The sequence below is a fragment of the Roseovarius halophilus (ex Wu et al. 2025) genome, from assembly GCF_047086965.1.
The window spans coordinates 1-276 of the sequence record NZ_JBKOTX010000629.1 but is presented as its reverse complement, the minus strand read 5'-3'; the positions used below and the strand labels follow the sequence as shown (position 1 = coordinate 276).

At 64.5% G+C, this 276-nt stretch carries 1 protein-coding gene; it reads left to right on the top strand.

Going from position 1 to position 276, the window contains the following annotated elements:
• Positions 1-30: 30 nt before the first annotated feature.
• Positions 31-276, top strand: a 246-nt coding sequence (gene tnpB, locus ACH107_RS33800; RefSeq protein ID WP_412509921.1) for an IS66 family insertion sequence element accessory protein TnpB, incomplete at its 3' end; no start/stop codon positions are given.

Below are 276 nucleotides of genomic sequence, written 5' to 3'. Positions count from 1 at the left end.
GATCGTCCGGGCGCTCGGGGTGCCCGCGTAATGCTGCCCGCGCACAAGGTCCGTATCATGGTCGCGACGCGGCCGGTGGATTTCCGTAAAGGCCATGACGGGTTGGCGGCGCTGGTTCAGTCTGTGCTGAAGGAGGATCCGTTCACCGGCACGGTGTTCGTGTTCCGCGCGAAGCGTGCCGACCGGCTGAAGATCCTGTTCTGGGACGGGACCGGGCTCGTGATGGCCTACAAGCGTCTTGAGGAAACGACCTTCACCTGGCCCGCTATCCGAGAC